The following is a 25,501-nucleotide window of genomic DNA, read 5'->3' on the forward strand; positions in this document are numbered from 1 at the left end:
TCGAAGCATCTCATTATCATGCCGAGAGACAGCCACGCAGAAACGCGGTTCCGAAAGGCGCAGCCAGGCAAAAAACTCTTCCGGCTTACGTATTGAGCACGGTTCAATACTCAGAACGCGCTTGCATAGCCTTTGTTCCATATGGAGCAGAAGTGATTAAAGCCAAGTGATGACATTACAGCGCCGTGCGCTTTATAAAACGCACAAAGGACGCTGTAACACTTTAAATCCGCTGCATAATTCCTTAAATCGATTCCGATTTAAGGAATTATGCAGTAACCGTCAAAAAGCCTGAATTTATCTATGGTTATAGCATCGTGAATAATTGTTTTCAAGCAAAACAAAACCCAGAATTCCGCAGAATTCTGGGTTTTGATGTCAGCAACCAGTCATTTGGGAAGTATGCTGGTTGCAAAATAAATGAAATCGATTTTTTAGAGACCCACGCATCCAAAATACAAGACGCAGGCTCGTGTAATGTCTCGTAAATTCTGTACAGAGCCGCAAATATAATAAACCCAGGGCCTTACACAGTAAATCTCTAGTTAACCCTAGCCGATCTTGCGGATAAAGCCGTAGACAATATTACGGTTGGCGCCGAAACGGACATGAGCATCGATGTCGCCTTCCGGTGTGCTTGCATGAATAACGCGCCACATGTCCTGCTCACTCCGCAGCAAAAGGGCCCAGTTCATGAAGGTTTCCATATAGCCATCAACGACAATATCTTCCGCAAAGTTGGCGAACATAAAGACGCCATTCGGCTTCAGCATGGAAAGGCACTTCTTCGTCAGCTTTACGGCTACCTTATCATTAAGGTAATCATAAAGGCCCGACGCATAGACGAAATCGAAAGTTCCAAGGTCATGCTCATTGGTCAGGAGGCTACGGACCGATCCGTCAATAGGCTCAATGCAGGTGTCTGCAAAATCCCGGCGAATGGAACCGACACTCAAAGGGTCTTGATCGAGCGCGATCCAGCGCTTGATTCTACCCTCTTTCAGAGCGACCGAACGATTGGCTTCGCGCAGATGTCCTGCGGCAATCGTCAGAATTTCAGCATCCGGTCCGCGTGACGTGGCAATTTCATCGACATGCTGGGTCAGGAGATCGCGGCGCTCCCGTACGGCGACAGATGACGACGCATCCTTGGTGTAATCATACAGCGCCAGCCCAAGAGGCGAAGCAGCTGCAATTTCATTTGCAACGCTCTCATGACCGTAAATAAAATCAAGTAATTGTGCATCCCCTGAATAGCCGCGTGGCTTCACGCAAGACCAGCGCGTGAAAGGATCCTCAAGAAAATACTTAGATACTTTATGATTTTGCGCCATTGGTATCAATGACTGCCACAAGACAGGAGAAACCTTATTGCGGAGTTTATGAAGCGCTCCAGCCATCATTGCAATGATAGCAGCGGGATCTCTACCGTGCTCAAATTGCTGATAGGCAATGTTGAGCGCCAGGGCCAATTCGGATTCCGCTAAAACCCGCTCACGATCATCAATTTTCTTGCCTTTTGGCGAAAAAACCTCTGCGGCAATTGCATCTGGAGTGACCAAGCTTTCGCCGTCTAAGACAGTTTCTATATACTGCATATCCGATCTACCTCTAATTTTTTAGTGACGAAATTAAATGTTTGATAACTATAAAGTCTGATTCTAACTATTACGACTGGCGATTTTGGCAATTTTCTATTAAGGTTAATAGGTGAGAATGCGTCACATTAGGCGTGACACACACGTTTGGCGCTTGTCTAAATTTCAATTAAATTTAAGGGTAATTGTGCGCTGTATTACATTAGAGATTCGGGTTTAAAATAAAAAGGTGTATCGTGCTGAGTGTGTGAATAGCGCGTATGAAGGAATAGCTTGCATTCCTGTTCACGACGGTAAAACTCAGTGGAACATTCCAGCATGAAGCACCCCGGGTCGGACCCAATGAAAACCGGTCGGCGCGGCACCCCTGACAGAAAGCGAACTGCAGAAGTCGTGAAGCTGTATCGAGACCAAACCGAATCCGAGCGCATTGCCGCAGCACGCCATGGCCTTTGGATTGCTGTGATCTTCTATCTGATGTTTTCAGGGATGGATTACATCCTCATTCCCGACGTTGCATCAACTTTGCTGATCAGCCGTTTTACGGTTGGCGTTTTGTCTCTCGCCATTTTGGAAGCCCAGATATTCATTGGCCCGAGAGCCAACATGATAGACTTGACCTGCGCTATGGCGCTCATCATCGGCTATGGCGGCTGGCTTTTCCCCGCATCAATGACCGATTCGGTTGAGAATTTTCGCTATTACATGGTGTTTGGCGCAATTTTCATGATGGGTGCCAACCTATTTTTCGGCCTTTATTTTCTGTTGTCGATCATCACCTCTGCTTCAGTACTTGCCTTGTTTCTTTGGGTTGTTGCGAGTGTATTTGGTCGAGAAACGTCTTACATAATTGCTTTCGCCACGTTTTATGTGCTGTGCTTCGTCTTCACCAGCTATGTCAACTGGCGACTGAACAAGGAGCGCTACCACGTTTTCCTGAATGCGCTGGAGGCACGCAAGCAGCATCGGGAAGCAATCGAACGCGGCAAAGCGCTGCTGCGCCTTTCCAATACAGACTACCTGACCGGTGTTGAAAACCGGCGTGCCATCGATCAGCGATTGCGGGACAATTGGGCTGAATGGCAAAGTTCAGGAACCGGCTTTGCCGCAATTCTGGTCGACGTCGATTTCTTTAAGAAATACAATGATTATTACGGCCATCAGGCGGGCGACCATTGTCTGGTTCTGGTTGCCAATGCTCTGAAGACCGCACTGCTGCCCTTCAATGCCTCCATTGGCCGCTACGGCGGCGAGGAGTTCATCGTGCTGGCTCAGGCCAATAGCCGTGACGATGTCGGCCTGCTGGCAGAGATGATTCGCCATACCGTGGAAAAAATGTCGCTGGTCCACGATCAGCGCAAGGATGGCATACATGTCGTCACCGTCAGCGTCGGTGCGGCCTTTACGCGTCCTCACTTCGGTCCACGGCTGGAAAAGATCATTACCGAGGCGGATCGGGCGCTTTACTCGGCCAAGGCCAATGGTCGTAATTGCGTGCGGTTGTTCGACCCGAACGACCCGCAAAGCAGCGATGACAGCGAACATATTGCCGCCCTGTTGCGGGTGGCTGTGGCCAATAACCTGGTTTCCCTCGTCTATCAGCCGATCCTCAACCTCACCACCGGCAAGATTGACGCCGCAGAAGCCCTGATGCGACTGAAACTGCTGGACGGGACTCCTGTGCCACCCTCAGTTTTCATCCCGATTGCCGAGCGGACGGGGTCTATCCTCGATCTCGGCTTATGGACGCTACGGCAGGCCTGCGACGAAATCCTCGTTCCCGGCCACGCGCCGGTCGTCAGCATCAATGTCTCTCCCATTCAGCTGAAAACCCGGGGCTTTGCCGCCGCCGTGGCTGAAATTCTGATCGATACCGGGGTCGATGGGCAGCATGTCGCCTTCGAGATCACCGAAGGCATCAATATGGATCGTCAATCCGACATCCTGCGCTGCATCAAGGACCTTGAAAATATGGGCATCCGCATCTGGCTGGATGATTTCGGCACCGGTTTCGCCGGCCTGTCCTGGCTGCGGCTCTTCAATTTCGACACGGTGAAGATCGACAGGTCCTTCCTTCAGGACAGCGATACGCCGAAGGGACGCTCCATGCTGCGCGACATCATCGCGCTGGTCCGCAATCGTGGCCACCGCATTCTGGTCGAGGGCATCGAGACCGCGGAACAGCTGGAACTGATGCGGCAGTTCGACATCGATCATGTGCAGGGATTCTACATCGGCCGACCGGCCACGCTGGATGTCTTCAAGTCCAAACCCCTGAACCAGTTTAGCCCAGCCGAGGCGGAAAGCGCAGATGCGCCGCTGATTACCCATTTCATCAGCTAGAACTTGTCAGGGAAAAATGGAAACCCGTTTTCCGGAAAAGACACGCGAAAACAAGAGATGCCATAGTCTGTCTGGTTTAATCTGGACCTGACAGACGCTACAGCCTGAGCTATTGGCCAAGCTGAACCGACGGCCCTGCACACCGTATGGTGCGCAGGGCGGATCGGGTAATCAGCCGCTGAATTTGCCGCTGCGCGGGAAGCCCTTGGGAACCGTCCGTCCGGCCCCTGCCCGGTCGCCTAGCCACTCCAGCAATTCGTCCTTGCTGCGGGTGAAGATCCGGCCAGCACTATCTTCCCAGGAAAGCCCGTCTCCAAGGGTAAAGCACTTGATGTCGGAGACACCACCGTCCTTGTAGCGTTGCAGACGCACGCCCTTGCCACGGCTCATTTCCGGTATCTGGGCCAGCGGGAAGACCACCATCTTGCGGTTTTCACCGACGACGGCCACATGGTCGCCAGAAATCGGCACGACCAGCTTGGTTTCGTCAGGCATGCCGACATTCATCACCTGCTTGCCCTTGCGGGTATTGGCGGTGATGTCGCTTTCCGCCACGATGAAGCCATTGCCACCCGTCGAGGCAATCAGCAGCTTGCGGGCTGGATCGTGGACGAAGGCCGTCAACACATCCTGATCGTTTTCCATATCGACCATGATGCGGATCGGCTCCCCATGGCCGCGCCCGCCGGGCAGCTTGTCGCCGCCAAGCGTGTAGACCTTGCCACCGGTGGTCACCAGCAGGATCTTGTCGGTGGTCTGGGCCGGGAACGCCACGCGCAAACCATCGCCTTCCTTGAAGGTCAGGCTGGCCTTATCGTAGCTGTGGCCCTTCAGCGCCCGTATCCAGCCTTTTTCGGAAATGACGACCGTGATCGGCTCTTTCTCGATCATCGCCTGCTGAATGGCATCGACATCGGCGTCCGGTGCATTGGCAAACAGCGTGCGGCGGCGGCCAATGTCGGTCGCCTTGGCGTATTTCTTCTTCACCTCACCGATTTCCGAGGCGACAGTCCCCCATTGCAGGTCGTCGGAGGCCAGCAATGTCTCGATCTCTGCCTTTTCCTTGGAGAGCGCATCGTGTTCCTTGCGGATCTCGAATTCCTCGAGCTTGCGCAAATTGCGCAACCGCATGTTCAAAATGGCTTCGGCCTGGTTGTCGGTCAGCTCAAAGCGGGCAATCAGCGCGTCCTTGGCCTCGTCTTCCTCGCGGATGATGCGGATCACCTCGTCGAGATTGAGATAGGCGATCAGCAACCCGCCGAGAATTTCCAGCCGCCGGTCGATGGCCGCCAGGCGGAAGCGCGACCGGCGCACCAGCACGTCCTTGCGGTGGTCCAGCCACTCCAGCAGCACTTCGTTCAGCGCCATCACCTTCGGCACTTTACCTTGGGAAAGCACGTTCATGTTCAAGGGAATGCGGCTTTCCAGCTCAGACAGCTTGAACAGCGATTCCATCAGGATGGTCGGATCGACAGTCCGGCTCTTCGGCACCAGCACGACGCGAACGTCTTCCGCTGACTCATCGCGAATATCTTCCAGCAACGGCAGGCGCTTGGCGATCAGCAATTCGGCGATTTTTTCGATCAACCGGGATTTCTGCACCTGAAACGGGATCTGGGTGATGACGATCTGATAGCCGCCGCGCCCGAGGTCTTCCGTCTCCCATTTGGCCCGCACCCGGAAACCGCCGCGCCCGGTGCGGTAGGTTTCCAGCATGCTTTCGCGGCTTTCGATGACAATGCCGCCGGTCGGGAAATCCGGTCCTTCGATGCCGCCGCGCTGCGGATGAGCCGGATCCGCAAACAGATCTTCAACAGAAGCGCTACGGTTCTTGATCAGATAAAGCGCCGCATCGCACAGTTCATGGGCATTGTGCGGCGGGATCGAGGTTGCCATGCCGACCGCGATGCCGGAAGCACCATTGGCGAGCAGATTGGGAAAGGCGCCGGGCAACACCACCGGCTCATCGTCTTCCTCGTTATAGGTCGGACGAAAATCCACCGCATCCTGCTCGATACCCTCGAGCAGAAGCCCGGCAACGTCGGTCATCCGTGCTTCGGTATATCGGTAGGCAGCCGCCGAATCGCCGTCGATATTGCCGAAATTGCCCTGACCATCGACAACGGGATAGCGCTGCGAAAAATCCTGGGCGAGCCGCACCAGCGCGTCATAAACGGACTGGTCGCCATGCGGGTGAAATTTACCGATGACATCGCCGACGATACGGGCGCATTTCTTGAAGGCGGAATTGGGCCTGATGCCCATTTCGCTCATCGCATGGATGATGCGCCGATGCACCGGCTTGAGGCCATCGCGCACGTCAGGCAGCGCCCGGTGCATGATGGTCGACAGCGCATAGGCCAGGTAGCGCTCTTCCAGCGCATATTTCAGATCGATCGGTGTGACGTTATCGCCACCGTCGCCAGGCGGTATAAGACTTTTTCCCATGCCCCTTGCGTAGCCGAGAACCCCTTGCACGGCAAGGATTCCGGGGGATGCACCTGTGGATTATCCGATCAGGGCGTTGGCGGCCCTTGAGACAAAATCAAACTACAGCGCCGTGCGCCCTATATGGCGCACAAAGGTTCGCTGTAGCTCTTTATATCTGCTGCATAATTTTCTCCTTAAATCGAATCCGATTTAAGGAATTATGCAGTAGTACGACAAAAAGCATGGCGGATTTCCACACTGTCTTATAAAGGATCATGACCGCGCAATCGCGCATATCCTTTTGTTCTTAGAGGGAATTGTTATGACGACGCATAAATCCGCCGGGCTTGTCCTGCGCCGCATCCTCTCGGCCAGTGCCGCCATTCTCGTGCTTCCCTCGGCAGCTTTCGCGCTGGATGGCCAGGATTTGCTCGCCAAGATCAATAAATCCTATAGTGGGGGCAGTGCCGCCATTACCGCCAGTTCCATCGACATCAACGGCGATGTCGTGACCCTGCGCGGCACCAAGCTGAAGCCGGCCAAGGCGTCCGATACCGGCCCGGATTCGACGCCAGTCTCGATCGGAGACGTGAAGATGAGCGGCGTCATTGAAAACCAGGACGGCTCCTATGAGATCGACCGGGTTGATTTCCAGCCGCTCAATCTGGTTGAAAACAACTCGACCGTCACCGCCTCCGATCTCTATTTGTCCGGCGTCACCGTTCCGGCCAAGACCGATGGCGGCGATCTCGCCTCCATGCTGTTTTATGAAAAGGCCCATAGCGGCCCGATCAGCGTCAAGGCGGATGGCAAGGAAGTGTTGTCCATGGCCGAGGCCGAAGCGACAACGGCAATCGAGGACGATGGCGCCAGCCTTGCCTTCGAAGGGTCAGTCAAAGGTTTCAAACTCGATCTGTCCACCGTCGATGATCCAAAGAGCCGCGATGCAATCGAAAAGCTCGGGATCAGCATGCTGGATGGCGGCATGACCATGAAAGGCAGCTGGGAACTGCAATCGGGAACGATTGACGTTCAAAACTACACGCTCGATTTCAAGAATGTCGGTAAGCTGACGGTGGCGCTTGGCCTGTCCGGTTATACGCTTGATCTGGTCAAGCAACTTCAGGAAACCGCCCGCGCCATGGAAACCAATGCCAAGGACCCGCAGGCGCAGCAGGCCTCCGGCATCGCCATTCTCGGCCTGATGCAGCAAATGTCCTTCCTGGGCGCCGATATCCGCTTCGACGATGCCGGCATTACCGAGCGGGCGCTGGCCTATAGCGGCAGCCAACAAGGCGTCTCGGGCAAGGATATGGGCCAGATGGTCAAGGCCATGACGCCTTTGATGCTGGCCCAGGCCAAGCTTGGCGATTTCCAGAACGTCGTCACGGCAGCCGTCAATGCCTATATCGACAATCCGAAGAGCCTGACAATCTCCGCGGAACCGCAGAACCCAGTCCCCTTCCCGATGATCGTCGGCGCAGCCATGGGCGCACCGGAAACGCTGCCCAAGGTTCTGGGTGCGAAAGTAACGTCCAACGACTGAGGAGCGTCAAGCTCGAATACAGACGATAAAAGTCGCCAGACTGGCGGCTTTTTTTGTGGAATGCGTTTTGCAGATTGCGCTATTTTTCCTGCGGCCCCTGCCCTGCATCCTTGCTGGGCGCGGTAGCAGTATCATGAAGTTTCGTCGCATTGCGAAACAGGATGAGCGCGAAGACAAGACCGGTGGAGACGCCGATGATGACATCGAGAAAACGCACCAGTCCGCCGGTCGCAGGGCCAAGCAGGATGACCAGAAGTGCTGAGGCGCCAGCCTGGATAGGCGTGACGGGTGCCAGATTGGTCAGCGCGCCCAGAAACATCGCGGCGAATATGGCCAGCGAAATCTGGACGCCCAGCACACTTATCGGCAGGAGAAAGATCAGCTCGCCGACCGCGATGCCGATGGTCACGCCAATGACAACATTGATACCTTGGCGCAGATGATTGGGAACGCCCGGAGCCAGACATATGATCGCGGCTATGGCAGCAAAGATCGGCTGCTGGTGGCCGAACAGCCAGTGGGCACCATAAAATGCGACCGCCGCAGCTAAGGCTGCGGCGGTCGCATGGCTGAAGGCATCCCGGATATGGCTAGCAAACCGGGACCACATCGGTTCAGTCTTTCTTCGGCGTCGGCACCACGCGCAGCGCCAATTCGCGCAGCTGGGTCGGCGTTGCCGGAGCCGGTGCGCCCATCAACAGATCCTGCGCCTGCTGGTTCATCGGGAACAGCGAAATTTCGCGCAGGTTCTTGGCGCCCACCAGCAGCATCACCACGCGGTCGATACCGAATGCGCAGCCGCCATGCGGCGGTGCGCCGTATTGGAAGGCGCGGTAGAGGCCGCCGAAGCGCTCTTCCACGTCCGCCTGGCTGAGGCCAACCTTTTCAAACGCCTTGACCATCAGTTCCGGCGACTGGTTACGGATCGAGCCGGAAGCGATTTCAAAGCCGTTGCAGACGGCGTCATACTGGTAAGCCTTGAGTGTCAGAGGGTCTTGGCTGTCGAAGGCTTCCAAGCCGCCCTGCGGCATGGAGAACGGGTTGTGGGCGAAGTCGATCTTCTTTTCTTCCTCGCTCCATTCGTAGAACGGGAAGTCGACAATCCAGCACATTTCGAACCGGTCGCGGTCAACAAGGTTCAGCTCTTCGCCTGCCCGGGTGCGGGCTTCGCCAGCGAACTTGTAGAACTTGGCCGGATCACCGGCCACGAAGAAGCAGGCATCACCAGCGCCAAGGCCGAGCTGGGCGGCGATGGCAGCGGTGCGCTCTTCGCCAATGTTCTTGGCCAGAGGGCCGGAACCGCCAACCTTGCCGTCTTCTTCCTTCCAGAAGATATAGCCAAGGCCCGGCTGGCCGGTCGATTGCGCCCAGGCATTCATGCGGTCGCAAACGGCGCGGCCAATCGCGCCCGTTGCTTCCGTATGCTTGACCGGGATCGCCCAGACCTCAACCTTCGGGTTGGAGGCAATCATGCTTGCGAAAATCTTGAAGCCTGAATCAGCGAAATGCTCGGTCACGGCCTGCATGACAATAGGGTTGCGCAGGTCTGGCTTGTCGGAACCGTATTTGCGGATGGCTTCATCGTAAGGAATGCGTGGCCATTGCTTCGTCACAGGCTTGCCTTCGGCAAACTGTTCGAACACCTTGGTCATCATCGGTTCCATCGTGGTCCAGACATCTTCCTGGGTCACGAAGCTCATTTCTACGTCGAGCTGGTAGAACTCGCCGGGCAGACGGTCGGCACGCGGGTCTTCATCGCGGAAGCAAGGCGCGATCTGGAAGTAGCGGTCGAAACCAGCCACCATCAACAGCTGCTTATACTGCTGCGGAGCCTGCGGCAGCGCAAAGAACTGGCCTTCATGGATACGGCTTGGCACCAGAAAGTCACGCGCACCTTCCGGCGAAGAGGCGGTCAGGATGGGCGTGGTGTATTCGGCAAAGCCAAGCTCACTCATGCCATTGCGCATGGACGAAATGATCTGGGTGCGCTTGACGATGTTCTTGTGCAGGGTTTCGCGGCGCAGATCGATGAAGCGATACTTCAGGCGCACATCTTCCGGATATTCCGGCTCGCCAAACACCGGCAGCGGCAATTCCTTGGCCACGGCCAGAATTTCGATTTCCTGCGCATACAGCTCGATTTCGCCGGTCTGCATGGCCTTGTTGACCGTTTCATCGGCACGGGCCTTGACCACGCCGTCGATGCGGATCACCCATTCGCCGCGCACGGTTTCGGCTAGCTTGAAGGCCGGGCTATCGGGATCGGCCACCACCTGCGTGATGCCGTAATGGTCACGAAGGTCGATGAACAAAACGCCGCCATGGTCGCGGACGCGGTGGACCCAGCCGGAAAGGCGCACGGTGGCACCAACATCGGACTTGCGGAGAGCGGCACAGGTGTGGCTGCGGTAACGATGCATTTCGAACGATCCTGGACATGTGTAAAAGGTCAGCACGGACGCAAGGAATGCGCGCTTGGCTGGCATGGAAAATCGGGCGGAAAAGCGCATGGCCGGCCCGATTTGTCAAGGCTACAGGCTTTTACGCTTTGGATTTACGCTATATCGGCATCTCCTGCCGGGGTAAACGTCGCATGCTCTTATAGCCCGACTCACCTGCTTTTGAAAATCCGGCCCGCCATGAACGATATCCGTCCGCTTTTGCCCCTGCTCGTCACCGCCGGTATTCTGATCGGCGGCAATGGCTTGCAGGGCACGTTCATTTCGCTGCGCGCTCTTGAGGAAGGGTTCTCGACGACGATGATCGGCGTGGTCGGCACCGGTTATAATATTGGCTTTGCCATCGGCTGCATCTATGTCACCCGGCTGATCCGCGAAATCGGCCATATCCGCGCCTTTGCCGGGCTGGCGGCGATTGCCTCTGCTGCCTCCATCGCCATGCTGATCTTCATCCATCCTGCCGCGTGGTTTTCGATGCGGCTCATCCAGGGCATCTGCTTTGCCGGATTATTTGCCGTGGTGGAAAGCTGGCTGAATGCCCGCGTCACCAACGACACCCGGGCGCGCACCTTGTCCATCTACCGCTTCGTTGATCTCGGCTCGGTCACCGTGGCGCAATATATCATTCCGGCGGTGGGGATTTCCGGCGTCGATCTGTTTGCGCTGATCGCCATGGCGCTGTCCCTGTCGCTGGTGCCAATTTCCTTTGCCGACCGCACCAGCCCCACCCCGCCCCGGCATGTGGAGTTTAACATCAAGGCCCTGTGGGGCATTTCGCCGCTGGCGACCATCGGCTGTGTCGTGGTGGGGCTGACCAATTCCAGCTTCCGGTCGCTCGGACCGATCTATGCGCAGGATCTCGGCATGTCGGTCACGGCCATCGCCACGTTCATGAGCATCGGCATTTTTGCCGGTGTCGTGCTGCAATATCCCCTCGGCCATTATTCCGACAAGCTGGATCGGCGCACCATCATTCTGGTGGCCGCAGGCGGTGCCATGCTGGCTGGGCTGTTTCTGGCCTTCGTGGCGGGAGCAAGCGAGATCCTCAATTTCATCGGCATTTTCCTGTTCGGAGCCTTTGCCATGCCGCTTTATTCGCTGTGCTCGGCCCATGCCAATGACCATGCTGCCCCCGGCCAACATGCGCTGGTCTCGGCAGGAACGCTGTTCTTCTGGTCATGCGGGGCCGTGGTCGGGCCGATGTTTGCTTCCGTCCTGCTCGACCATTTCGGACCAAGGGCGCTGTTTAGCTATATGGTCGTCGTGCTGGCGCTGTTTATCCTCTATACCCTGCTGCGGATGCGAGCGCGGGAGGCGGTCCCGACGGATGAGCGACGCTATCCCTTCCGGGCGCTGCTGCGCACCTCGGCCTTTTTCAGCAAGCTTGCGGCGCCCGTCCGGACGAAGCGGAAATAGGCTTGGCGGTGTCGGTCTGGGATATTGCTGATTTCCATAATCAACTTTAAAAGATCGACGCCCCATCCGACGCTGGAACTCTCCATCATGCCCATTCTCTCCCGCCGCACCCTGTTGAAAACCTCCGCTGTTGTCGGCGCCTATGGCGCAGGGCTCGGCATTGCCAGCCGCTTCCAGGGCGCACGCATGGCCTTTGCCGCCCCCAAACCGCTGGAAATCGAGGCGCGGTTTACCTCAGCCACCCTCGACGGCACTCATGAGACGAAAAAGCTGATGAGCTTTGCCTTAGCCGGCCAGACGGCGGCAATGACACCCACCCTCCGCATGCGTCGGGGCGAGCCTTTCGCGGCGAAACTGATCAACCATATCGATGATGCGACCACCATTCACTGGCATGGATTGCGGATTCCAAATGCCATGGACGGCGTGCCTTTCCTGACCCAGCCCTATGTTTATCAGGGCGACAGCTTCGATTACGCTTTCACGCCGCCCGATGCCGGTACATTCTGGTATCACCCGCATTGCAACACGCTGACCCAGATGGCGACCGGCATGACCGGGATGATCGTGGTCGAGGACCCCGATGATCCGGTCTTCGACGCGGAAATCGATCTCAATCTGCGCGACTGGCGGCTGGGCGACGATGGCCAGTTCATCGCGCTGTTTAGGCCACGCGACACAGCCCGTGCCGGAACCTTCGGCACGGTGCGTACCGCCAACTGGCAGGTGGAGCCGCGCTACGATGCGCCCAGCGGCGGTTTTACCCGGGTGCGGATCGTCAATACCGATGTGACGCGGATCTATACGCTGAAGCTGGAAGGCGCAGAGGCGGTGATCGTCGCGCTGGACGGCCAGCCGGTGCCGGCGATCCTGCCGATGCAGCTTGCCATTGTCGCGCCCGGCCAGCGCATGGACATCATCCTGAAAATGCCAGAGGGCGAAGGCAGTGAAGCGCGGCTGACCGATATTCGCCCCAGCACGCCAAAAACCGTTGTCAGCTTCCGCGCCACCGGCGCATCCTTGAAACGCGACTTGAAGGACGTCCCGCCGCTGCGGCCCAATCCGTTCGACAAGCCCGATCTTTCATCCGCCCAGCATATTCCGCTGGTGCTTTCCGCCACGGCGGAAAACGGCGCGAAAGAGTCAATCTGCGGCACGCTCGGCTATTCCTTCTGGGCGATCAACAAGGTGACCTGGCCGGGCGACACGCCTGACCCGACCGCGCCACTGGCTGAATTGAAGCTGGGCAAGAGCTATATCTTCGACCTGGTGAACGACACGCCACACGCCCATCCCATCCATCTGCACGGCATGAACTTCCAGGTGATCGCCTCCAACAACCGCCCTGCTGTACCGCTGATCTCCGATACCTATCTGGTCATGCCCGATGAAAAGGTGCAGCTGGCTTTCGTGGCCGACAATCCCGGCGACTGGGTTTTGCATTGCCATATCATCGAGCATCAGAAGACCGGCATGACCAGCTATATCCGGGTGGCGTGACCGGAGGCATCCTCATTTGGCATTCGCCCTTCATGCCCAGGTAGAAAACCGACCCGAACCAGCTGCCGCCGGGGACTTGGACAGGCACCGTGTCCTCTCGGTCACATTGGCGTCACGATCCGTTAAAAACCGGGGAGTTTTGGCCGTAGACGGTCTCAAACCTTGTCATCAACTTGACAATAAGGACGCAAGGGGGAAGGAAAGAAATGAATTCGAAGAAATATGCCGGGGCCAAATGATTTCCACAACTCAAGATTTAGAAGCCGCTTGCGAAAAACTGGCCGGATCTGAATTTATCACCATCGATACCGAATTCCTGCGCGAAACCACCTTCTGGCCGGAACTGTGCCTGATCCAGATGGCCAGTCCCGATCTGGAAGTCATTGTCGATCCGCTGGCTGACGGGATCGACCTTGCCCCGTTTTTCAAGCTGATGGCCAATGGCGACGTGATCAAGGTGTTTCACGCTGCGCGCCAGGACATCGAAATCATTTTTCACCTGGGCAATCTCATTCCCCATCCGATCTTCGACACCCAGGTCGCGGCCATGGTCTGCGGCTTTGGCGACAGCGTGTCCTATGACCAGCTGGTCCAGAAGATCAAGAATATCCATATCGATAAAAGCTCGCGCTTTACCGACTGGAGCCGCCGTCCGCTCTCGGAAAAGCAGCTGGATTACGCGCTGGCCGATGTCACCCATCTGCGCGATGTCTACCTGACGCTGAAGGCGGAACTGGAGCGTGAAGGCCGCGCCAGCTGGCTGAGCGAGGAAATGGCCATTCTCGAATCCCGCGACACCTATGACCTGCATCCAGACGATGCCTGGCAGCGCCTGAAGATGCGGCTGAGAAAACCGCAGGAACTGATGGTGATGAAGGCCGTCACCGCCTGGCGCGAGCGTGAGGCCCGCGCCCGCAACGTGCCGCGTTCACGGGTGATCAAGGACGACGCCATTTTCGAAATCGCCCAGCAGCAGCCTCGGGATGTCGAGGCGCTCGGGCGGCTCAGGACCATTCCGAAGGGCTGGGAGCGCTCGACGCCGGGCGGCGCGATCATCGAGGCGGTCAATGCCGCCCTGGCGATCCCCAAGGCCGAATGGCCGCAAGTCCAGCGCCAGAACCATGTGCCGGAAGGCACGGCACCGGCTGTGGAATTGCTCAAGGTGCTACTGCGCCTGACCTGCGAACAGCATGGCGTCGCCGCCAAGATGATCGCCAATACCGACGACCTGGAAAAGATTGCCGTTGAGGGCGAACAGGCCGATGTGCAGGCCATGCGCGGCTGGCGGCGTGATCTGTTCGGCGAATCGGCGCTGAAGCTGATCAATGGCGGGGTTGCCCTGCGCTTCGTCGGCAAGAAGATCGAAGCCGTCGAATTTATCGAACCCTGATGGTCTCGCTGCGCGCGGCCACAGAAGGCGATATCGGGTTCATGATGTCAGCGGAGCGCCAGCCCGGCTACGACCTGCTGGTCGGCCGGTTCAGTGCGGCTGAACACCTTGCCAATCTCAATGATCCCGCGAAGGCCTATCGGATCGCCGTGTCGCCAGGTGGCGAGCCGCTCGGCTTCGTGTTGTTCCGCGACATCAACGACCCGCAGGATAATCTCTATATCAAGCGCGTCGTGGTCGCCGCTCCCGACAAGGGAACCGGTACGGCGATGATGCGGCTTGCGCTCGACTGGGCATTCACCAGCACCTCCGCCTATCGGATCTGGCTGACCCATATACCGAATAACCGGCGCGCCCACGCGCTTTACAGCAAGCTCGGCTTTCAACAGGAAGGCGTGCTGCGCGGAGCCTATGGCCACCGTCAGGACCAACGCGGCGATCTCGTGCAGATGTCACTGCTGAAACCGGAATGGGACAGCGTAACGTCCGGCTGATAAGACTGATATTGACTCACAGTCCGCTCAATAATCGCTGCTACTTCCCAACTCTTCAACCTGCCGGACCCTTACCGTGGAACTCCCCTCACCCTTGAAAAGCGCCGTCGAGCGCCTGTTGGAAAACCAGCCGCTGGCACCGCTGATGAAGGCTGCCGAGCGCCTGTCGCAGCGTTACCGCAAGGAAGTGCGCGACGGACAGCTGCATATCAGCGACGATCTCGCCGCCCGCGCCTATCTGGCTGCCCGCCTGCCCGCCACTTTCGCCGCCGTCAGGGCGGCAATGGACATGGTAGCCGAAGTGCAGGCGGATTTTGCGCCCAGAACCTTGAGCGACTTCGGCTCTGGCCCCGGCACCGCGCTCTGGGCCGCCGCCGATTGCTGGCCACAATTGCAACAGGCGACGCTGATCGAGGCCAGCCCCGCCATACGCGCTATCGGCAAAAGCCTGTCGCAGGCGCTGCCCTTTGCCTGCGACTGGCAGGCGGGCGATCTCACCAAGACCCTCCCGCCTATGGCTCCTGCCGATCTGGTGACGCTTGCCTATGTGCTCGATGAATTGCCTATCGATGCGGTGGCAAGCATGACGGCAAAGCTCTGGGCCTTGACCGGAGGCACGATCATCATTGTCGAGCCCGGCACGCCTGCGGGTTGGCAGCGGATCGTCACGGCGCGGCAGGCGCTTCTCGATGCGGGCGCCCATCTGCTTGCACCCTGCCCTCACCAGCAGCTCTGTCCGATCACCAGCCCAGACTGGTGCCACTTTTCAAGGCGCGTTGCCCGCTCACGCCTGCATCGGCAGGTGAAACAGGGCGAAGTGCCGTGGGAAGACGAGAAATACATTTTCATCGCCGCCTCGCGCCAGCCTGTGGCCTTATCCGGTGCACGGGTCTTGTTGCCGCCCCGGCTGGCCAGCGGCATGGTGAAGCTGAAACTGTGCCAAGGCGATGGAACGGCAGAGGAAACCACTCTCAGCCGCCGTGATGGTGCTCTGTTCAAGGCTGCACGCCGCGCCGATTGGGGTGACTTGCTGATCGCGGAGCAGGAAGATTGATGGCCATGCCACTGAGGATGCTGGATATCGAGACGGCGAACAATTTTGCCGTGATTGCCCTTGGCCATGTCACCAAGGAATATCCCAATCACATCATGCATGTGTTCGATAGCCCGGAGGCTGACGTCACGCCCTCGGCCCTGCATCCGGTGTTCTACGGCAGTTTCGACTGGCATTCCTGCGTGCATGGCTATTGGATGCTGGCGCGACTGCTCAGGCTTTTTCCCTCCATGCCATCGGCACCGGCCATCCGCGACCTGTTCGATACCGTGCTGGTGGCGGAAAACATCGCCGGAGAATGCCGCTATTTCGACAGACCATCATCGCGCGGTTATGAAAGGCCCTATGGCTGGGGCTGGCTTCTGGCGCTTGCCGCCGAATTAGCGGGTCATGAAAAGCCGGATTGGGCGCAGGCCTTGCTGCCGCTGACCCAACGGATCGTCGCACGCTTTGAGGCATTCTTGCCGCTGGCGACCTATCCGGTTCGGGTCGGCACCCATTACAATACCGCTTTTGCCCTACGGCTGGCCGCCGACTATGGGTAAGTCTCCGGCAATTCCGCATTCCTGGCGCTTCTTGAGCAAACGGCCCGGCGCTGGTATGGCGCCGATCACACTTGCACGGCCTGGGGAGAACCCTCCGGCGACGAATTCCTGTCCTCCTCGCTAATCGAGGCCGAATGCATGCGCCAGCTTCTGCCGCCTGCGGAATTTTCCACCTGGCTGTCACGCTTCCTGCCGGATCTCGACCGGGGCGAGCCTGCGCATCTGATGCAGCCGGCCAATGTTTCCGATCGTAGCGATGGCAAGATCGCCCATTTGGACGGGTTGAACCTCAGCCGGGCCTGGTGCTTTTATTCGCTGACGGCAGCGCTGACGGCTCAGGATGCCGCAAGCCTAGTGCTTACCCAAGCCGCTGAGCGGCATCTGGATGCTGCTCTCACCCATGTGGCGGGCGACTACATGGGCGAGCATTGGCTGGTAAGCTTTGCCGTACTGGCGCTTACACAGCCCCGCTGAAGACGTCCCAAAGCAGTTTGAGATTGAGCGCGATGATGATCGCGGCAATCACCCAGGCCAAGGCCGCCGTCCAGCGGGAGATGACGAACGATCTCATCTTGCGCTTGTCGCTGACGAATTGCACCAGCGGCACGACGGCAAAGGGCAATTGCATCGACAAGATGACCTGGCTGAGCACCAGCAGTTCCGCCGTTCCCTTGTTGCCGTAAAGCCAGGTGACGATCACCACAGGAATGATCGCCAGACAGCGGGTCAGCAGGCGGCGCGCCCAATTGGGGATAGTCAGCCGCAGGAACCCTTCCATGACGATCTGCCCGGCCAGCGTTGCCGTGACAGTGGAATTGATGCCGGAGGCGAGCAGCGCCACGGCAAACAGCGTAGAGGCAAGGCCGAAGCCCAGAAGCGGCGACAGCAATTGATGCGCCTGCTCGATTTCCGCCACATCGGTGCGGCCATTGGCATGAAACACCACGGCGGCGATGATCAGGATCGAGGCATTGACGAACAGCGCCAGCATCAGCGCAATCGTGCTATCCAGCGTCGCCCATTTGATCGCATCCTTACGGCCACGGTCATTGCGCTCATAGGCGCGGGTCTGGACGATGGAGGAATGCAGGTAGAGATTATGCGGCATGACCGTGGCGCCGATAATGCCAATGGCCACGTAAAGCATTTCGCGATTGGTGATCACTTCCGTGGACGGAATGAAGCCAGACAGAATCTCGGCGACCGGCGGTTGGGCGGCGATGATCTGCGCCAGGAAACACAGGGCAATAATGGTCAGCATCGACACCACGAAGGCTTCCAGGAAGCGGAACCCCTTGTTCATCAACAGCAGCAGCAGGAAGGTATCGAGCGCGGTAATCAGCGCGCCGCCGATCAAGGGAATGCCGAACAGCAATTGCAGGGCGATGGCCGTGCCAATCACTTCGGCCAGATCGCAGGCGATAATCGCCAACTCGCAGGCCAGCCACAGGCAGATGCGCACCGGCGGCGAATAATGGTCGCGGCAGGCCTGGGCCAGATCGCGCCCGGTGGCAATGCCAAGCCGGGCTGACAGCGCCTGCAACAGGATCGCCATAAGATTGGAAATCATGATAACCGACAAAAGCGTGTAGCCAAATTGCGACCCACCGGCGATATCCGTCGCCCAGTTACCGGGGTCCATATAGCCAACTGAAATCATATAGCCCGGCCCGGCAAAGGCCATCAGCTTACGCATCCAGGAGCCAATCTTCGGCACATGGACCGAGGCATGCACTTCCGGCAAGCTGGCGCGGTCATCGCCCGGCCGCGCAAAACTCCACGACCCTTTCGGGGCGGGACTGGTTTCCAATTTCGACATAAGTGCCCGTAGCCTGTTTTTTATTGCGATTAATTCGCAACAATCTGCGCCGGTTTTTTTAATTATGCAATAGGCTATATTCTATTGCTTTGGCTTTGTTCGATGCCTTTGGCCATGGGTGACGCCCCGTAACCCCGCCCTTTTTCGACGTCTGCCGGAGGCTGGTCATCAAGGCCAAGACTTGCTACTGCATTGTTTCGCCCGAACCAGGCCACAGCGCACGGTTGCGTCAAAAATAGTGCAAGGCGAGCGACCCACTAAATACGAGGACCAGCATTTGGCGCGCATATCTCCTTCAAAGCCCCGTACCGGCTCGCTGCCGGATGCCGACGCCCATTCTGAAGGGTTCCGGCAGGCGCGAGAGGCGCAGCGCAGCGCGCTTGTGGAGGACTATGTCGAACTGATCGCCGATCTGATCGCTGAAGGTCAGGAAGCCCGACAGGTGGATATCGCCCAGCGGCTCGGCGTCGCCCAGCCGACCGTGGCCAAAATGCTGGCCAGACTGACCGAAGGCGGCCTGATTTCCCGCAAGCCCTATCGGGGTGTATTTTTGACCGAGGCAGGAGAAAAGCTGGCGCAGGAGAGCCGCGAGCGGCATGAGACAGTAGAAGATTTTCTGAAAATGCTCGGAGTTTGCGAAAAGACCGCCCGGATCGACGCCGAAGGCATCGAGCACTATGTCAGCGCTGAAACGCTCGCGGCTTTTCGCAAGGCATTGGCTGAGGGCCTACCGTTGTCATTAGCAAAGACGCCAGACATCAGTGAGCGATAGAGCATTCCCGAACGGAAAGCCGCGTCGCACTTTTTCTGGACCGGATCACTCAAACCGAAATGCCAGCCGTTTGCCGGTCAGTTTCGACAATTGCTGCAAACGGCCATCCAGGCGCTCGCCAGCAAAATCGTGATAGTCCTTCGGCACCACGAATTCGAGGTCGAGATCCGGTCGCTTCGAGCGCTCAAACGTCAGGTGATGGACCACGCCCGGCATCGAGGCGGAGAACAGATAGACCACGCGCAGCAACCCGCCCAAGAGCTTTGCCCGATCCAGCAGTCTCTGCGTGGCAATGGTGGCGAGCGGCCCCGTCTGCCCATCGTCATGCAGGCCTTCGAAACGGTAGTAATTGCTGAGCGCGATGAAAGCCCGGCCCGGATGGCTGATGCCGACAAAGGAGGAATGAGCAATCAGGTTGAGTGCCTGCAAGCCGCGATAATCGGGATGGGCACGCCAGCTCAGATCGGCAAGAAGGCAGGCGGCCTGACGATAGCGCGCCTCTTCCTCGGTCTCCACGACATCGAAAAACGGCATCATCGCGCCGGACCATTGCGCAAGTTCACGCGCATGTTCCGGCGAGCGGGCGCGCAGGATCGCCAACTCGTCGGCGGCTTCCAGCAAGGGGTCCAGCGCACGGATCTCGTCCGACAGCTTGGAATAGAGATAGCCCTCACGCACGCCTTGTGCGGAAAAGCAGACCCGGGCGGGTTGCATGGCCTCCAGCACTTCGCGAAGGGCGACCGCGCCGAAAGGAATCAATGTGCGGCGGCTCTTGGAGACCGTCTGCCAGGCCGGTGCGCGAGCGCTAACACCGGTAATGATCTCGTCGAGAAACTGCATCATCTCGGCGGTGGAAACTTCATAGCCCTGCATCATATGCAGGGGGTAATTGCGGATTTCCATATGCAGCTTGGCGATATTGCGCCATGTGCCACCGACCGCATAAAAGGTCCGGCCCTGGCCGTTTTTCAACAGGCTGGCCGAGCGTACCTGTTTGCGGGTAAAACTGGCCGCCTTTTCAAGGGAGCCCTCCGACAGTTCCGATAGCCGCAAGCCGCCGAGCGGCAGGGTAATTCCCTTGCCAATCGCCTGCCCTTTGACATCGACCAGTTCAAGAGAACCGCCACCCAGATCGCCGGCAATCCCATCGGGGTCATGAAAGCCGCTGATGATGCCATAGGCGGAATAGAGCGCCTCTTCCTCGCCGGACAGAACCTCGATTTTATGGTCGAGGATCGCTTCGGCCTCGGCAATGAACGCGGGACCATTCTGAGCCTCTCGCGCCGCAGCCGTCGCCAGAACATGCATGGAAACCGCACGGGCCTGCTGCGACAAGGCATGAAAACGCTTCAGCGCCAAAAGCGCGCGCCTGACACCCTCTTCATCCATCCTGCCGGTCTTGGCGAGTCCTTTGCCCAGGCCGCACAGCACTTTCTCGTTAAAGAGAATGGCAGGCGCCCGCGACAGGCCCTCGTAGATGACAAGACGAATGGAATTCGAACCGATATCGACAACGGAAACAGGGGAAATTCCGGGGAGACGCCCCTGCGCTTCGGATTGGGTCATGCGTATCCAGTTTGGCGTTCACTTGCTTTGCAGGTCTATCCGAAAACCGGTCACCGCCTTTCGGAAATCCTGCTTAGCTTTTCCGACCGGAAACAACCCCGGCGATCAGCTTCGGCGCACTTGACTTCAAGGCTTCTCCTCGCCCGGACAGGCTGGGATTAGTCATGAAATACTGTTGCGCGTTAAAAGGTTCCTCGCCTGCGCGCACATCGATGCGCCTCGACGTTCCATCGGGCAATATCTCGTAGCTCTGCTGGTTGTCAATCAGATTGCCCAGCATGATCTGTGAGAGAACCTGTTCATGCACGGTTGGGTTGACCAGCGGCACCAAGGTTTCGACACGCCGATCCAGATTACGCGGCATCATATCGGCCGAGCCGATATAGACCAGCGCCTTTTCGGAGGGCAGACGATGGCCATTACCGAAGCAGAAAATCCGGCTATGTTCAAGGAAACGTCCGATGATCGATTTGACCCGGATATTCTCCGAGAGGCCCGCTACCTGCGGCCTCAGGCAGCAGATGCCGCGAATGACCAGATCCACTTCGACGCCAGCGGCGCTGGCGCGGTAGAGCGCATCGATGATCTCAGGATCGACCAGCGAATTCATCTTCATCCAGATGCCGGACGGCTTGCCGGCCTTGGCATTGCTGGTTTCTTCCTCGATATGCCGCAGGATGCGCGAGCGCATCGTGTAGGGAGACACCGCCAGCTTCATGTTTTCCTCCGGCTCGCCATAGCCGGTGATGAAATTGAAGACATTGGCCATGTCATGAGCAATCTTCGGATTGCAGGTGAAGAACGACAGGTCCGTATAGATCTTCGCGGTAATCGGGTGATAATTGCCGGTGCCGAGATGGCAATAGGTCCTGAGCTTGCCGTCTTCACGGCGCACCACCATGGACATCTTGGCATGGGTCTTCAGTTCGATAAAGCCGAACACCACCTGCACGCCAGCCCGCTCCAGGTCGCGCGCCCAGCGGATATTGGCCTCTTCGTCAAACCGCGCCTTCAACTCCACCAGCGCCGTCACAGATTTTCCGGCATCGGCGGCATCGATCAGGGCGCGAACAATCGGGCTATCGTTTGAGGTGCGGTAAAGCGTCTGCTTGATGGCCAGCACGTCGGGATCGCGCGCAGCCTGAAGCAGGAACTGCACCACGACATCGAAGCTTTCGTAAGGATGGTGAACCACCATGTCCTTTTCGCGGATGGCCGCCAGGCAATCGCCCATATGCTCACGAACCCGCTCCGGGAAGCGGGCATTGTAAGGCTCAAACCGCAAATCATCGCGCGGAGCCTTGGTGATTTCGGATATGGTGTTCAGCGCCAACAGCCCCGGCAGAACCGCGACGCGATTATCAGGCACATTCAGTTCCTGCACCACGAACTGGCGCAGCGCCGCTGGCATTTCCGAATCGGTTTCGATGCGGATCACCTTGCCGCGGCGACGGCGCTTCAGGGCCGTTTCGAAAAACCGCACCAGATCTTCGGCCTCTTCCTCGACCTCGATATCGCTGTCGCGGATGATGCGGAACGTGCCGTAACCCTTGACGTCATAGCCGGGATAGAGCCGGTGAATGAACATGCCGACCACATCTTCGAGCGTGATATAGCGGATGGTGTTCTTGTCGTCGGGCAGGCGAATGAAGCGGTCCAGCGCGGTCGGCAGACGCAGCAGAGCCGTCATCGGCTCCTTGCCGTGCAGGCTTTCCAGTTGCAAGCCCATGGAAAAGCCGAGATTGGGAATGAAGGGGAATGGATGGGCCGGATCGATGGACAGCGGCGTCAGGACAGGAAAGATCGACTGCTCGAATTCGGTCCCCAGCCAGGTGCGGTCTTCCTCGGAAAGAGCGGAGGGCCGGACGATCAGAATGTCTTCCTTGGCGAGATATTGCTGCAGGACGGCCAGTGACGCCTGCTGTTCCATTTGCAGATTGTCGATTTCCTTGAGGATATCTTCCAGTTGCTCGACCGGCGTGCGTCCGTCCGGGCTCTTGATGACGATGCCCTGGCGCACCTGGCCTTCCAGCCCGGCGACACGCACCATGAAAAATTCATCCAGGTTGGCGGCGGAAATCGACAGGAAACGCACACGCTCCAGCAGCGGATGGGCGGTGTTCAGGGTTTCCTCCAGCACCCGCCGATTGAATTGCAGCCAGGAAAATTCGCGATTGATGAAACGATGCGGGCTGGAGAGCAATTCCTCGCGCGCGACCTCTTCTCCCGCCAGGATAACCGTTTCCTGAGATACCGCCGATTCTGTCACCGATTCCATTGTTCCCGCCTTCGTTTTCAATGCCTTCCGGCATATAAGGGTTGGCGCATCATCCATGATACACCAGCCCCTTCCACCCGATAAACTACACTCCACCCTGAAACGGTTTCCGAGTCAGAGACTTGCCCCACTATACCAGCAACGCGACGTTCCTGTGACAGGCTCTAGCGATCCAAGGCAAAGGCGCTGTCCAGAACCTCCGCCGCCAGCGCCCGTGAAATTTTGACACGACGCGCCAGTGCCAGCCGGTCAAGGTGCTCGACCACGGTCTGGGCGGCGGCCAGCGACCGTTCCATGCGCTGAACGATATAATCGACGACCCGTTCGTCAATCGCCAATTGGCGGTCGGCAAACAGCTTGACGATCACCTGCGACAGCAAGGCCTCGTCCGGCTCACCGATTTCAACCAGTGTCGCGGCCTTCAGCCGGGAACGCAGATCGGCCAGCTTGACCGGCCAGGACAATGGCCAGGTGCGCGAGGTGATCAGCAGGCTCGTCCCATGCTGCTTGACGCTATTGATCACATGAAACAGCTCGACCTCGTCGAAATCGGCCCGGTCAGCGTCCTCAAACAGCACCGGTCCCCTGGATGCGGTCAGGGCAGCATCACTATCGACCGCAGGGAGAATATCGACAGCCCCGCTTTGCGCTCGCCAGATTTCCGCCAGATGCGACTTGCCGGAGCCTTGCGGCCCTGACAGGATCACCACCGGTGACGGCCAGCTGGGCCAGGCATCGACAACAGATACGGCAGCCGCCAGCCGGTCCGAGACCAAAAGGTCGTCGCGGCCCGATGCCGGGCTGTGGCCCAAGGCGAGCGGTAATTGTTCGCCCGTTTTGCCTTCATATGCTGGGTGCCGCACCGCTGTCTTGTCGATGTCACGCATTTACGTCTCTGAAATGACTGGAGGGCGGACTTCCTTGATCACGGTCGCCTCCTCACCATAGTATAGATCGCTGTCAAGATATCGCCGCACGGCAAAGCGGACAAGCACGCCAACCGCCGCCGCGCAGGGAACCGCAACCAGAACCCCCAGAAAACCGAAGAGCGAGCCGAAGGCGAACATCGCAAACATCAGCCAGACGGGATGCAGACCGACGCTGGAGCCGACCAGCTTGGGCTGAAGGACATTGCCTTCCAGGAACTGGCCAGTGAAGAAGAATACGCCTGTGATGACCACCCAGAGATAGTCCGGCCAGAACTGCACCGCCGCCATGCCGAGCGCCAGAACCAGTCCGACGGACGAGCCGACATAGGGAATGAAGCTGATCATGCCGGTAAAAAAACCGATCAGCAGGCCGAAATTCAAACCGATCAGCGACAGGCCGACCGCGTAATAAATGCCGAGGATGAGGCAGAGCGAGCCCTGGCCACGCACGAAACCGGCAATGGTGCGGTTCATCTCGCGGGCGATTTCCCGCACGGCGCCGACCTGGTTGCGCGGAATGAGGCTGTCCAGCTTGGCCATCATCCGGTCCCAGTCGAGCAGAAGATAGAAGGCGACGACAGGGGTCACCACCAGCAAAGAGATGATGTCCAGCAGCGCCTTGCCGGAATTCCACAATTGCGACAGAAGCGTGCCGATAAAGCCCGCCCCTTCCGCCAGATAGCGGGAAAAATTGCCCTTGATCGCCGCCATCTGGGTGCTCACCTGGCCATTCAGCCATTTCGGCACCCAGGAGGCGTTGGATTTGGCAATCAGCGCCTGCAATTGGCTGACATAATCAGGGATATTGGTGATGAAGTCATTGAGCTGGGTGACAAGGACCGGGATGATGATTACCAGCGACAGGACAAAGATCACCACGAAAGACACCAGGATCAGCACCGTGGCCATCATCCGTGACAGGCCCAGCCGCTCCAGCCGGTCGGCGACCGGATCGAGAAAATAGGCGAGCGCCATGCCGGCCACGAAGGGCAGCAGAATGGAGCTGAAGGTGAGCAGAAAGGCAACGACCACTGCGAGCGTGCCGATGCCAAAAAGAACCTGCCGCCAGAAAACGGGGCCGCTGACGCGCTTGATCATGACTTACTGTCCTTCCCGGCGGATTGCCTTTTTGCAAACTGGATATGCGGGCCGCAACAGGCCGTCCTATCATCATGCCGATGAACATGAGATAGGATGGTGTTTCGTCAAGGGTCAAGGTGGCGCGACCGCAATTCGCATATGCGGGCACCACAGTCCTTGGAAAACGATGAAAAAGCGGGAGTTTCCAGCCCTTGCGCTTGCATCCCGGCCCCACCCATGCCATGGCGGGCGAAATGAGCCTAACCCTGCCAACCAGCGGAG

General features: G+C 58.1%; 17 protein-coding genes and 1 pseudogene. 9 read left to right on the top strand and 9 right to left on the bottom strand.

The genetic code is table 11. The features are described 5' to 3' along the window. Window positions 1-551 precede the first annotated feature (551 nt). Window positions 552-1,598, bottom strand: coding sequence for a class I SAM-dependent methyltransferase (locus V6582_RS04005; protein ID WP_156632316.1), 1,047 nt, complete (start codon window positions 1,596-1,598; stop codon window positions 552-554). 318 nt (window positions 1,599-1,916) lie between these two features. Between V6582_RS04005 and V6582_RS04010 the strand changes: the two genes are divergently transcribed. Next, entirely contained in the window at window positions 1,917-3,941 is a 2,025-nt protein-coding gene (locus V6582_RS04010; RefSeq protein ID WP_156632317.1) for a putative bifunctional diguanylate cyclase/phosphodiesterase, read from the top strand. A 171-nt stretch (window positions 3,942-4,112) separates the two neighbouring features. Here V6582_RS04010 and parC read toward each other — a convergent pair whose 3' ends face one another. After that, window positions 4,113-6,389, bottom strand: coding sequence for a DNA topoisomerase IV subunit A (parC, locus tag V6582_RS04015; protein ID WP_156632318.1), 2,277 nt, complete (start codon window positions 6,387-6,389; stop codon window positions 4,113-4,115). 304 nt (window positions 6,390-6,693) lie between these two features. On the opposite strand from parC, the gene V6582_RS04020 reads away from it, so the two are divergent. Continuing rightward, window positions 6,694-7,917, top strand: coding sequence for a hypothetical protein (locus V6582_RS04020; protein WP_156632319.1), 1,224 nt, complete (start codon window positions 6,694-6,696; stop codon window positions 7,915-7,917). 79 nt (window positions 7,918-7,996) lie between these two features. Here the strand turns inward: V6582_RS04020 and V6582_RS04025 are convergent, their stop codons facing one another. Further along, window positions 7,997-8,527, bottom strand: coding sequence for an FUSC family protein (locus tag V6582_RS04025; protein WP_156632320.1), 531 nt, complete (start codon window positions 8,525-8,527; stop codon window positions 7,997-7,999). Window positions 8,528-8,531: 4 nt separating this feature from the next. Continuing rightward, a complete protein-coding gene (aspS, locus tag V6582_RS04030; RefSeq protein ID WP_156632321.1) occupies window positions 8,532-10,337 on the bottom strand; it encodes an aspartate--tRNA ligase in 1,806 nt (601 codons plus the stop codon). A 219-nt stretch (window positions 10,338-10,556) separates the two neighbouring features. On the opposite strand from aspS, the gene V6582_RS04035 reads away from it, so the two are divergent. The 6 genes and pseudogenes from V6582_RS04035 (at window position 10,557) to V6582_RS04060 (ending at window position 17,249) form a co-directional block, all read left to right on the top strand. Beyond that, window positions 10,557-11,792, top strand: coding sequence for an MFS transporter (locus V6582_RS04035; protein ID WP_156632322.1), 1,236 nt, complete (start codon window positions 10,557-10,559; stop codon window positions 11,790-11,792). 87 nt (window positions 11,793-11,879) lie between these two features. After that, window positions 11,880-13,292, top strand: a complete 1,413-nt coding sequence (locus V6582_RS04040; RefSeq protein ID WP_156632323.1) for a multicopper oxidase family protein — start codon at window positions 11,880-11,882, stop codon at window positions 13,290-13,292. Between the two features lie 235 nt (window positions 13,293-13,527). Further along, on the top strand, window positions 13,528-14,682 hold the full coding sequence (gene rnd / locus V6582_RS04045) for a ribonuclease D (protein WP_156550782.1): 1,155 nt from the start codon (window positions 13,528-13,530) through the stop codon (window positions 14,680-14,682). A 41-nt stretch (window positions 14,683-14,723) separates the two neighbouring features. Beyond that, on the top strand, window positions 14,724-15,176 hold the full coding sequence (locus V6582_RS04050) for a GNAT family N-acetyltransferase (RefSeq protein ID WP_349508917.1): 453 nt from the start codon (window positions 14,724-14,726) through the stop codon (window positions 15,174-15,176). Window positions 15,177-15,252: 76 nt separating this feature from the next. After that, entirely contained in the window at window positions 15,253-16,230 is a 978-nt protein-coding gene (locus V6582_RS04055) for a small ribosomal subunit Rsm22 family protein (protein ID WP_337739284.1), read from the top strand. Continuing rightward, window positions 16,230-17,249 (top strand): annotated as a pseudogene (locus V6582_RS04060) (DUF2891 domain-containing protein). Before V6582_RS04055 ends, V6582_RS04060 begins: the two are co-directional and overlap by 1 nt. On the opposite strand, the gene V6582_RS04065 reads toward V6582_RS04060, so the two are convergent. Continuing rightward, window positions 17,233-18,594, bottom strand: a complete 1,362-nt coding sequence (locus V6582_RS04065) for an Nramp family divalent metal transporter (RefSeq protein WP_156632326.1) — start codon at window positions 18,592-18,594, stop codon at window positions 17,233-17,235. The pseudogene V6582_RS04060 and the gene V6582_RS04065 overlap by 17 nt on opposite strands. Window positions 18,595-18,871: 277 nt before the next feature. On the opposite strand from V6582_RS04065, the gene mntR reads away from it, so the two are divergent. Next, window positions 18,872-19,366 (top strand): manganese-binding transcriptional regulator MntR, encoded by a 495-nt coding sequence (gene mntR / locus V6582_RS04070; RefSeq protein WP_156632327.1) that lies wholly within the window; start codon window positions 18,872-18,874, stop codon window positions 19,364-19,366. 45 nt (window positions 19,367-19,411) lie between these two features. Here mntR and ppx read toward each other — a convergent pair whose 3' ends face one another. From ppx to V6582_RS04090, 4 genes are all read right to left on the bottom strand, one after another. Beyond that, a complete protein-coding gene (gene ppx / locus V6582_RS04075; protein ID WP_156632328.1) occupies window positions 19,412-20,932 on the bottom strand; it encodes an exopolyphosphatase in 1,521 nt (506 codons plus the stop codon). A 73-nt stretch (window positions 20,933-21,005) separates the two neighbouring features. After that, on the bottom strand, window positions 21,006-23,210 hold the full coding sequence (locus V6582_RS04080; RefSeq protein WP_234889708.1) for an RNA degradosome polyphosphate kinase: 2,205 nt from the start codon (window positions 23,208-23,210) through the stop codon (window positions 21,006-21,008). Between the two features lie 164 nt (window positions 23,211-23,374). Next, window positions 23,375-24,097, bottom strand: coding sequence for a DnaA regulatory inactivator HdaA (gene hdaA / locus V6582_RS04085; RefSeq protein ID WP_156632329.1), 723 nt, complete (start codon window positions 24,095-24,097; stop codon window positions 23,375-23,377). After that, on the bottom strand, window positions 24,098-25,237 hold the full coding sequence (locus V6582_RS04090; protein WP_156632330.1) for an AI-2E family transporter: 1,140 nt from the start codon (window positions 25,235-25,237) through the stop codon (window positions 24,098-24,100). It abuts the gene before it with no gap. Window positions 25,238-25,501 lie beyond the last annotated feature (264 nt).

This window comes from Agrobacterium vitis (assembly GCF_037039395.1).
GTDB lineage: Bacteria > Pseudomonadota > Alphaproteobacteria > Rhizobiales > Rhizobiaceae > Allorhizobium > Allorhizobium vitis_E.

Bases quoted from the DNA above. Each gene is read 5' to 3' on its own strand.
- ppx (WP_156632328.1), bottom strand. From the start codon at position 20,932: ATGACCCAATCCGAAGCGCAGGGGCGTCTCCCCGGAATTTCCCCTGTT.
- V6582_RS04035 (WP_156632322.1), top strand. From the start codon at position 10,557: ATGAACGATATCCGTCCGCTTTTGCCCCTGCTCGTCACCGCCGGTATT.
- rnd (WP_156550782.1), top strand. From the start codon at position 13,528: ATGATTTCCACAACTCAAGATTTAGAAGCCGCTTGCGAAAAACTGGCC.
- V6582_RS04010 (WP_156632317.1), top strand. From the start codon at position 1,917: ATGAAGCACCCCGGGTCGGACCCAATGAAAACCGGTCGGCGCGGCACC.
- hdaA (WP_156632329.1), bottom strand. From the start codon at position 24,097: ATGCGTGACATCGACAAGACAGCGGTGCGGCACCCAGCATATGAAGGC.
- V6582_RS04020 (WP_156632319.1), top strand. From the start codon at position 6,694: ATGACGACGCATAAATCCGCCGGGCTTGTCCTGCGCCGCATCCTCTCG.
- V6582_RS04050 (WP_349508917.1), top strand. From the start codon at position 14,724: ATGATGTCAGCGGAGCGCCAGCCCGGCTACGACCTGCTGGTCGGCCGG.
- V6582_RS04090 (WP_156632330.1), bottom strand. From the start codon at position 25,237: ATGATCAAGCGCGTCAGCGGCCCCGTTTTCTGGCGGCAGGTTCTTTTT.
- aspS (WP_156632321.1), bottom strand. From the start codon at position 10,337: ATGCATCGTTACCGCAGCCACACCTGTGCCGCTCTCCGCAAGTCCGAT.
- V6582_RS04025 (WP_156632320.1), bottom strand. From the start codon at position 8,527: ATGTGGTCCCGGTTTGCTAGCCATATCCGGGATGCCTTCAGCCATGCG.
- V6582_RS04040 (WP_156632323.1), top strand. From the start codon at position 11,880: ATGCCCATTCTCTCCCGCCGCACCCTGTTGAAAACCTCCGCTGTTGTC.
- parC (WP_156632318.1), bottom strand. From the start codon at position 6,389: ATGGGAAAAAGTCTTATACCGCCTGGCGACGGTGGCGATAACGTCACA.
- V6582_RS04080 (WP_234889708.1), bottom strand. From the start codon at position 23,210: ATGGAATCGGTGACAGAATCGGCGGTATCTCAGGAAACGGTTATCCTG.
- V6582_RS04065 (WP_156632326.1), bottom strand. From the start codon at position 18,594: ATGTCGAAATTGGAAACCAGTCCCGCCCCGAAAGGGTCGTGGAGTTTT.
- V6582_RS04005 (WP_156632316.1), bottom strand. From the start codon at position 1,598: ATGCAGTATATAGAAACTGTCTTAGACGGCGAAAGCTTGGTCACTCCA.